Genomic DNA, 8,977 nt, shown 5'->3' on the forward strand with positions numbered 1-8,977 from the left:
GGGCAAAGAGCTCGACGTCGACCTACAGTTCGTGAACTTCCGCTAGCACGGGGGCGCCGACACAGCGGAGCTAACGGGGCCCGGCGCGTCGCTAGACTTCGATCGATGGATGACGTCGCGGCCCTAACTCTCTCCAACATCACGGTTGCCGGTGTGTTGCTCGTCGTCGACTTCATCATCCGGATTGTGGCCCTGATCGTCGTTCCACGTAACCGTCGGCCACAGACGGCGATGGCTTGGTTGCTGGCGATATTCTTCGTGCCCTACGTGGGCGTCATCCTGTTCCTGATCGTCGGAAGCGCGCGCCTGCCCCGTGGGCGCCGCCGCAAGCAGCGCCAGATCAACGACTACATCCTCGAGACCACCGAGGGTTTCGATCTCGTGCAGCGCGACCCGCCGTGGCCGTCGTGGCTCGAGCCGATCGTCGAACTGAATCGCACGCTGGGCGCCATGCCGCTGGTGGGTGGCAACCGGGCGAAGCTGTTTTCCAACAACCAGGAGGCTCTCGACGCCATGACGGAGGCGATCAGGGGCGCGAAGAAGAGCCTGCATGTCGAGTTCTACATCCTGTCGCTCGATTCGACCACCGCTCCTTTCTTCGATGCGTTGGAGGACGCCCATCACCGGGGCGTCGTCGTTAGGGTGCTGCTCGACCACCTCGGCAACTTCCAGTACCCCGGTTACCGTCGCACGAAACGGCGGCTGAATGCCATGGGCGTCGAATGGCACCTGATGCTGCCGTTCCAGCCCCTGCGCGGCAAGATCCAGCGCCCTGACCTGCGCAATCACCGCAAAATCATGGTGGTGGATGACACGGTGGCATACACCGGGTCGCAGAACGTCATCGACACTGGTTACCAACGCTGGAAAAACCGTCGGCGTCATCTGCAGTGGAAAGACTTCATGGTGCGCTTTGAAGGGCCTGTGGTCGCCGGCCTCGACGCGCTGTTCATCACGGACTGGTACTCGGAGACGAACGAACTGCTGGAGCGCGGATCGGCGAGCCTCACCGCCGAGGGCACCGGCGACCTGGACTGCCAGGTGGTACCGAGCGGGCCGGGATTCCCGGGAGAGAACAACCTGCGGCTGTTCAACTCACTCGTCTATGCGGCCCAGGAGAAGGTCATCCTGGTCAGCCCCTATTTTGTGCCCGACGATTCGATGCTCTATGCGATCACCACCGCCGCCCAGAGTGGGCTGCGGGTAGAACTGTTTGTCTCTGAGATCGGTGACCAGTTCTTCGTGTACCACGCTCAGCGCAGCTACTATGAGGCGCTGCTGAAAGCCGGTGTCGTTATCTACCTTTACCGGTCGCCAACAATCCTCCACGCAAAACACATGACCATTGACGACGATGTGGCCGTCATCGGTTCGAGCAATATGGACATGCGCTCCTTCACTCTCGACCTCGAGGTGTCGGTGATGATTCGGGGTAAAGCCTTCATCGACTCGCTGCGCGACGTCGAGGAGTCCTACCGCGCGAACAGTCGTCAACTCACCCTCGAAGCCTGGGAAGAGCGCGGATTCTTTTCCAGCGCGCTCGACAACATCGCGAGGCTTACTGCCGCGGTGCAGTAGCGCCTGAACGAGAGTGGTGGCGCCGTGCACCTACACGTTTGGCGACATCGCGTCGAGGTTCCGTGTAGCCTCTACGGTGGTTGGATCTGGCCCAATCACCAGCACGGTGGGAGCCGATCATGTCCTCATATCCACAGCCTCAGCCCTGCACCTCAACCGCGAAGGACTGAACCTGTGGCCGACATCCGATCGTTTCCGCTGACCCGACACCTTCGCTCACTTCCGACCTCGCACGTTGTTCATATGCGCCGAGGTCGGGTGGCGCACGAGGGTGTCGGCATCTCGTTCTACTTCCGCGCGTTGAACGCTGCAATCAGCGAGGTACCCACCCATGAGGTCGAGCTGCATGCTGTCTTCCAGACGCGAACCAACGACTTCCAGGCCGTCGCGGTGCAGGTGACCGTGACATACCGATTCGATGACCCTGGTGTCGCGGCCCGACGGTTGGATTTCAGCATCGACCCGTATTCGGGCGCGTGGCTCTCTGATCCCCTGGCACAGGTCTCTACGCGCATCACAGAACTCGCCCAGCAGTACGCGATGGAGTACGTCGCGACGTCAGGACTCGTAGACCTTCTCGCCCGAGGGCTGCCCGCCATTCGACAGGCAATGATCGAAGGGCTGGCGAGCGATCAGCGGCTGGCCGAGACCTCTATCTTCATCGCTGGTGTGCGAATCGTCTCTGCACGTCCGGTGCCGGAGCTCGAGAAAGCACTCGAAACACCAGTGCGGGAGAAAGTGCAGCAAGAGGCCGATAAGGCCGGCTTCGAGCGACGTGCTCTCGCTGTGGAACGCGAGCGCGCCATCGCGGAGAATGAGCTTCAAAGCAAGATCGAGCTCGCAACTCGAGAGCAACAACTCGTAGTGCAGGAGGGCGCAAACACGCAGCGGCGCGCAGCGGAAGCTGCCGCCGCCGACAAGATCGCGACTCAGGGCGCGACCGATCGGTCGATGATCGAGTCAGAGGGATGGGTTGCGCGCGAGAAAATCGTCGCGGGACAGAAGGCCGAGTCGTTGCGCATTACCGGAGCCGCGATCGCCGAGGCGGAGACCCTGAAACTGGCCAGCTACCGCGGCGTGGACCCGGCGATCCTATTGGCTCTGGCCGCGCAGTCCGTCGCCGGAAATCTTCCACAGATCGGCTCGATAAACTTCACGCCGGATGTCATCTCTGCCGCCCTGGCCCGGCTCGGTGTGGCCGACTCGAAGCCGAAAACCGCGCTCGTCCCGGAGTAGTTGGTGGCTCTCGCACCCCGTATCGTGCTCGTCCACCGTCGGACCGAGTACGAGGAGCTGCTGGACCGCCATGCCACCCGAGGTCAAGCAGAGTTCTTTCTCGCTTCCCGCGGCAGGGACATCGCGGAGGTTGAGCAGCGTCACCACGACCTGACCTCACGGATCCGCGAGGTCTTGGCGGGCCTCCCGAAAGACGTCAGACGCACCCAGGTGGAACGCGGAGATCTCGATCGGTACCAGTTTGCCCCTGAGGACATCGTCGTCATTGTGGGGCAGGACGGTCTGGTTGCCAACGTGGCGAAGTATGTCGACGGCAACCCCGTGATCGGCATCAACCCGGAGCCTGAACGCAATCCCGGCTCTCTGGTTCGGTATTCGGTAAAGCAGTCTGGGAGGATCGTTGGTGGGGCACTTCGCGGGTCATTGAGATTTGAGGAACGAACGATGGTCGAGGCGCGGCTCGACGACGGTCAACACCTCGTCGCACTCAACGAGATCTATGTGGGCGATCGGGGCCACCAGTCGTCTCGGTACAGCCTCACCCTCCCCACAGGCGAGCGAGAGCGGCAGTCGTCATCCGGCATCATAGTCTCGACCGCCACCGGCGGCACCGGGTGGGCGTCGTCCCTCGCCAACGATCGCCAACTCGTCGAGCGTGTGCCGGGAGCGACCTCGACCGGGCTGCTGTGGTGGGTTCGGGAAGCGTGGCCCTCTCGATGGACGGGCAGGAATTATACGAATGGCGCGCTCGAGGAACGTCAGCGCCTCCGGGTGCTCGTCGAGTCAGATTCGCTCGTGGCGTTCGGGGACGGGATAGAGGCCGATAACCTTCGGCTCGGCTGGGGGCAGACTCTCACGATCGAGCACAGCGCCAGGGTTCTCCGTCTAGCTTAGGAACGTCAGGCGCGCGACACGTTCGACACCGCGATCATCTCGTCGCGATCGACGACCTTGATGCGGGTTCGACCGACGGGCTCACCGAGGGCCAACTCGTGCTCGTCCAGGTTGTGCCAGCCACCCAGGTTGGTGAACTCGACTCCGCGGCTGCGCAATAGGTCCACGATGGAGCTCTCATCGGGGTGCTCCGGCGTCCACCAGTTCGCCTGGTCGTTCACCACGTGCTTCACGGTCTCCATCGCGTCGCTCTTGGTGTGGCCGATGAGGCCAACCGGGCCACGCTTGATCCACCCTGTTGCGTAGACGCCGTGCACCTGCTGGTCGTTATCGTCCAGCACCTGGCCCTCGCGATTCGGGATGACGCCGCGCTTCTCATCGAACGGGATGCCGTCGAGCGGGGAACCGAAATAGCCGACCGCACGATAGACGGCCTGCACCGCGACATCCCGAAACTCGCCGGTGCCCACCACGCCGCCCTCACCATCGGGCTTCGTGCGCTCGTAGCGGAAACCCTCGACGGCGCCATCGCCGGTGATCTCGACCGGGCTGGCGTAGAAGTGCAGGTGTAGACGACGCGACGCCGAACCCGGTTCGCGCGTGCGCCACTGGCTCAGCACCCTGTCAATCACCATCACCTGTTTATTGCTGGCGATCGCCGCCTTCGACGCTTCGTCGTAGTCGAAGTCCTCGTCGTAGACGATCATATCGACGTCGTTCAGCTCGCCCATCTCCCGCAGTTCCAGCGGGGAGAACTTCACCTGGGCGGGGCCGCGGCGCCCGAAGACGTGCACGTCGGTGACCGGCGAGGCCTTGAGACCCTCGTAGACGTTGGCCGGAATCTCGGTCGGCAGCAGATCATCGGCGTGCTTGGAGAGCATGCGCGCCGCGTCCAATGCCACGTTGCCGTTGCCGATGACGGCCACGGAGGTCGCCGTCAGCGGCCACTCCCGCGGGAAGTCGGGGTGACCGTCGTACCAGCTCACGAAATCGGCAGCACCGTAGCTGCCGGGCAGGTCGACTCCGGGGATCACGAGCGGGGCATCCCGAATCGCGCCCGTCGAAAAAATCACCGCGTTGTAGTGCTTCTTCAGGTCGTCAAGAGTGATGTCGCGACCGAAGAAGACGTTGCCGAACAGGCGGATGTCGCCCGAGTCGAGCACGTCTCGAAGGGCGGTGATGATGCCCTTGATTCGTGGATGATCGGGCGCAACGCCGTAGCGCACCAGACCGTACGGCGCCGGCAGTTGCTCAAACAGGTCGATCGAGACGTCGAAGTTCTTCTCGGTCTTCAGCAGGATGTCCGCGGCGTAGATTCCGGCGGGGCCAGCGCCGACGATGGCCAGGCGAAGCTTGGTCATGGGTGTATTCCGTTCACTGGGGGCGGGCCGTGATGGCCGCGCCGAAAAGTCAGTTGGAGCGTTCGACGATCGAGTCGGCGAAGCGCGTCAGGGCCTTCTTCACCGGGCCGTCCGGCAGCGGTGCGAGGGCAGCGACCGCATCGGCCGCCCAGCGCCTGGCCTCGTCGAGGGTGCGGGAGGTGACAGGGTGCTCACGCAACTCGGCCACCGCGGCGGCGAGATCGGCTTCATCTGCCTCACCGTAGAACGAGGCGTTGACGTCGCGCTCAATCCTGGTGAGCAGTGCCGCGGCATCCTGGTCGGTCTTCGCCTGCTCCCGCAGGTAGAGCAGCGGCAGAGTCGACACGCCCGCGCGGAGGTCGGTGCCCGCGGTCTTGCCGGTGACATCGGTCTCGGCCGACAGGTCGATGACGTCGTCGATCAGCTGGAACGCGACGCCGACCTTCTCGCCGAACATCCGCACCGGCACAACGAAGTCTTCGGATGCGTCGGAGAACAGCACCCCGACCTCGGCGGCGGTCGAGATCAGTGAGCCGGTCTTATCGGCCAGCACCTGCAGGTAGTGCTCGACCGGGTCTTCGTCGGCGCGCGGGCCCAGCGTCTCATGCAACTGCCCGAGGCACAGTCGCTCGAAGGTGTTGGCCTGCAGCACCAGCGCGCGCTCCCCGAGACTCGCGATGAGCTTGCTGGCGCGGGCAAACAGCAGGTCGCCGGTGAGGATCGCAACCGAATTACCCCATACCGTCTGCGCGCTCGGAACCCCTCGGCGCATCTGGGCTTCATCCATCACATCGTCGTGATAGAGGGATGCGAGATGGGTGATCTCGATTGCCTGCGCGGCTTTGATCACCTTCTCGTTGTTTCCCGAGCCGAGCTGTGCGGCCAGCAGGGTCAGCACGGGTCGCACTCGCTTGCCGCCGGCCTCAAGCAGGTAGCGGGTGGTGACATCCGCGATCTCGTCGGCAAATTGCACCTCGCCGAGGAGACCTTCCTCGACTTTCTCGAGGCCCTTCTCGATGGCGGCAGCAAACTTCTTCTCGTCGCTGGAGGCGAAGAGTTTCTCGCCGAGACCGAGCGACGAGCTCAGGGTGTTGCTGCGACGAGCGAGCGGCAGGCTCGGATTCACGTTCTCGACCGGTTCTCGGTAGGGGAAGCTACTGCTTCGGGCTCTGCGGCCTGGTGGGTTGGATGGTCTTGATAGGTCGGGTGGCGTTGCCCTTGCGCTTGGCGACGGACGCCAGGATCGTGGCATCCATTGGCTTGCGTCCACGGTGAAGGGCGACGATGCCGACGGTCAGGTTTCGGTAGGCGACTCTGGTGAAACCGGCACCACGGATCCACTGGCTGAGTTCGCCCTGGTCTGGCCATTCCCTAATGGACTCGGCAAGGTAGGAGTATGCGGCCGGGTTGGAACTTGTGCCCCGGGCAACGATCGGCATGATGTGACCCAGGTAGGCCCAGTAGCTTTCGCGCACGATGGCGACCGGCGGTCGGGAAAACTCGCAGATCACGAGGCGTCCACCGGGCTTCAAGACCCGGTACATCTCGCTGAGCGCCAGCTTCGGGTCGGAGATATTGCGCAGCCCGAAGCTGATGGTGACGGCATCGAATTCGTTGTCACCGAACGGCAGCGCTTCGGCGTCGGCGACGATGAACTCGATCTTGTCGTGCTTGCGGCGCCCCTCGGCGACCATGCCCGGCGAGAAGTCGACAGCAACCACCCGAGCGCCCCTGCGCTGAAGAGCGGCGGAGCTCGTTCCGGTGCCGGCCGCGATATCGAGCACACGTTCGCCGGCCACTGGGGCGACGGCACGCACGGTCGCCGCTCGCCATAACACCGCGTTGCCGGCAGAAAGGATGGTGTTGGTTCGGTCGTACCGCCTGGCGACATCGTCGAACATGCTCGCGACCTCGCCCGGTTGCTTGCTCATGTCGGCTTTACTCACCTCATGAGTCTACGGCTGCCTGCCAGGGTAAGTGCCCGGCGCCGACGGTAAGCTCGGGGTTGTGAACGGCCCGCGAGCTTTCCCCGCGCTGGCGGCGGTCACCACCGTCGTGCGTGCAACTCCGGCCCTCATCGGTCTTCTTGACGCGCATGATCCTCTCGCGTTCATCCGAAATGGCGATGGCATCGCCGGCCTCGGTGTCGCGCTTCGGCTCGAGTTCTCGGGCCCCTCGCGGGTGCAGGATGCTGCTGACGCCTGGCGCTTGGTCGTTGCGGCAGCCACCGTCGTTGATCCCGTCTCCGTCGCTGGCACAGGTCTCGTGGCGTTCGGCAGTTTCTCTTTCGCCGACGAGTCCAACGCGGTGAGTGTGCTGGTGGTTCCCTCGACGATCATCGGGCGTCGCGGTGACGTCAGCTGGGTCACACGGATCGGCGATGTGGCCCCAGAACCGACATCTCTGGGCACCGCGTTTCCCGTGGCGTTCTCGCCGGGCGGGCAATCTCGGCCCGGCTATGTCGACGCTGTCGCCAGCGCTGTGTCGTCGATCATCGCCGGGACTGCCCGAAAGATCGTCGTAGCGCGCGATCTGGTTGCCCGGATTCCGGATGACGCCGACCTCCGCCTCCCCATCACCGCCCTTGCGGCGGCATACCCAGACACGTTCACGTTCGCCGTCGACGGTCTTCTCGGCTCCAGCCCCGAGACCCTCGTGCGTGCTCGGCGGGGTGTCGTCAGCGCGCGAGTGCTGGCCGGCAGCGCCGCCAGGGGCACAGACCCGACCAGCGACGCCCGAGCGGCTGCGGCCCTGGCAGCCTCCCCCAAGGATCTCGCCGAACACGCCTTCGCGCTCCGCAGCGTGCTCGAATCCCTTGGCCCTCGTAGCCTAGGGCTGGTCGCGAATGCCCAGCCGTTCCCGCTGCAGCTGCGCAACATCTGGCACCTCGCGAGCGATGTGACGGGTGCGCTCACCGACGGGTCGAGTGCCCTCGACCTGGTCGCCGCCATGCACCCCACAGCGGCGGTAGCCGGAGATCCAACGGATGCGGCTCTCGAACTGATCGATCAGCTCGAGCCATTCGACCGAGGCCGATACGCGGGACCCGTCGGCTGGGTCGACGCGAATGGTGACGGCGAGTGGGCCATCGCGTTGCGCTGCGCACAGGTCTCGCTCGCGGCTGGTGGCGTGCGCACGGTCACCGCATACGCGGGTGCGGGGATCGTCGAGGCCTCAGACCCCGCTCGCGAGCTCGCCGAGACCGAATTGAAGTTCAGTCCGATCGTCGACGCCTTCGCTTAGTGATCGCGCCAAGAGGCAGCAGCCAAATGAAGGAGAATTTCGCTCGAGCGTGTGGCGAGCCCGGAAACCAGGGACCCGGAGCGGGGTTGTCCTTCATTTGGTCGGAACAGACCGCACCTATCGATGCGTTCCGCTGAGGTGGCGCTTCTGGGCTGGGCACGTTCCGGCCAGCGCGCAACCGGTGCGATTCTCGCCGCTCATTGAGCGACGAGGGTGCCACGCGGCCTGCATTGCCCGGTTAGCTTGTCCAAGGGTTCGAACATATGTACGAATGTGTGCTAGACTTGGCTATGTTCGAAAGTCAAGTAATCGCTAACAGGGTGGACGCCATCGCCCTGGATTTAGCGGCCTTGATCGATCTTCTGGGTGGCGATCATGCTGTCGCACCACAGTCAGCGGGCACCGTAGCCGATGCCATAGCCACGGTGGAATCCTTGGGTCGCCTGATGGATTGTGCCCGGGTGCGGGTATTGGCCCCACTCATCGACTCTCCTCTTCTGGCTGAGCAACTAGGCCACGCCTCACCGAGCGTCGCTGTTGCGTCGATCGCTGGCATATCCGAGCGATCTGCGCGTGCTCGGCTGGCGATTGCCGGAGCCACGAGCACAGACAGGGCCCTCACTGGCGAGGTCCTGGCTGCTTCTCGCCCTGTGGTGAGCGCAGCC

At 64.1% G+C, this 8,977-nt stretch carries 8 protein-coding genes; 5 read left to right on the forward strand and 3 right to left on the reverse strand.

Annotated elements, in window-relative coordinates:
* The first annotated feature begins 105 nt into the window (after positions 1 to 105).
* The 3 genes from cls to RMN95_RS02080 all read left to right on the forward strand — a co-directional run bounded on the left by cls (position 106) and on the right by RMN95_RS02080 (position 3,708).
* Entirely contained in the window at positions 106 to 1,578 is a 1,473-nt protein-coding gene (gene cls, locus RMN95_RS02070; RefSeq protein ID WP_309615302.1) for a cardiolipin synthase, read from the forward strand.
* Positions 1,579 to 1,752: 174 nt separating this feature from the next.
* Positions 1,753 to 2,814: an SPFH domain-containing protein gene (locus tag RMN95_RS02075; RefSeq protein ID WP_309615303.1), complete on the forward strand. Its 1,062-nt coding sequence runs from the start codon at positions 1,753 to 1,755 to the stop codon at positions 2,812 to 2,814.
* A gap of 3 nt (positions 2,815 to 2,817) precedes the next feature.
* Entirely contained in the window at positions 2,818 to 3,708 is an 891-nt protein-coding gene (locus tag RMN95_RS02080; RefSeq protein WP_309615304.1) for a hypothetical protein, read from the forward strand.
* 5 nt (positions 3,709 to 3,713) lie between these two features.
* Here the strand turns inward: RMN95_RS02080 and RMN95_RS02085 are convergent, their stop codons facing one another.
* The 3 genes from RMN95_RS02085 to ubiE are packed head-to-tail and all read right to left on the reverse strand — an operon-like array spanning position 3,714 to position 7,015.
* Entirely contained in the window at positions 3,714 to 5,069 is a 1,356-nt protein-coding gene (locus RMN95_RS02085; protein WP_309615305.1) for an FAD-dependent oxidoreductase, read from the reverse strand.
* Between the two features lie 49 nt (positions 5,070 to 5,118).
* Positions 5,119 to 6,195, reverse strand: a complete 1,077-nt coding sequence (locus tag RMN95_RS02090) for a polyprenyl synthetase family protein (RefSeq protein WP_309615306.1) — start codon at positions 6,193 to 6,195, stop codon at positions 5,119 to 5,121.
* A 28-nt stretch (positions 6,196 to 6,223) separates the two neighbouring features.
* Complete coding sequence (gene ubiE / locus RMN95_RS02095) at positions 6,224 to 7,015, reverse strand: bifunctional demethylmenaquinone methyltransferase/2-methoxy-6-polyprenyl-1,4-benzoquinol methylase UbiE (RefSeq protein WP_309615307.1); 792 nt, start codon at positions 7,013 to 7,015, stop codon at positions 6,224 to 6,226.
* Between the two features lie 61 nt (positions 7,016 to 7,076).
* Here ubiE and RMN95_RS02100 point away from each other — a divergent pair, with 61 nt between their 5' ends.
* Together RMN95_RS02100 and RMN95_RS02105 are read left to right on the forward strand one after the other, a co-directional pair.
* The gene (locus tag RMN95_RS02100; protein WP_309615308.1) at positions 7,077 to 8,312 is read left to right on the forward strand and encodes an isochorismate synthase; all 1,236 of its coding nucleotides are present in this window, start codon (positions 7,077 to 7,079) and stop codon (positions 8,310 to 8,312) included.
* Between the two features lie 290 nt (positions 8,313 to 8,602).
* Positions 8,603 to 8,977: hypothetical protein (locus RMN95_RS02105; protein ID WP_309615309.1), on the forward strand; the 375-nt coding region annotated here is incomplete at its 3' end.

Source organism: Salinibacterium sp. (genome assembly GCF_031364185.1).
Taxonomy (GTDB): Bacteria; Actinomycetota; Actinomycetes; order Actinomycetales; family Microbacteriaceae; genus Rhodoglobus.

Coding starts and splice junctions, on each gene's coding strand:
- cls (WP_309615302.1), top strand. CDS start 106: ATGGATGACGTCGCGGCCCTAACTCTCTCCAACATCACGGTTGCCGGT.
- RMN95_RS02085 (WP_309615305.1), bottom strand. CDS start 5,069: ATGACCAAGCTTCGCCTGGCCATCGTCGGCGCTGGCCCCGCCGGAATC.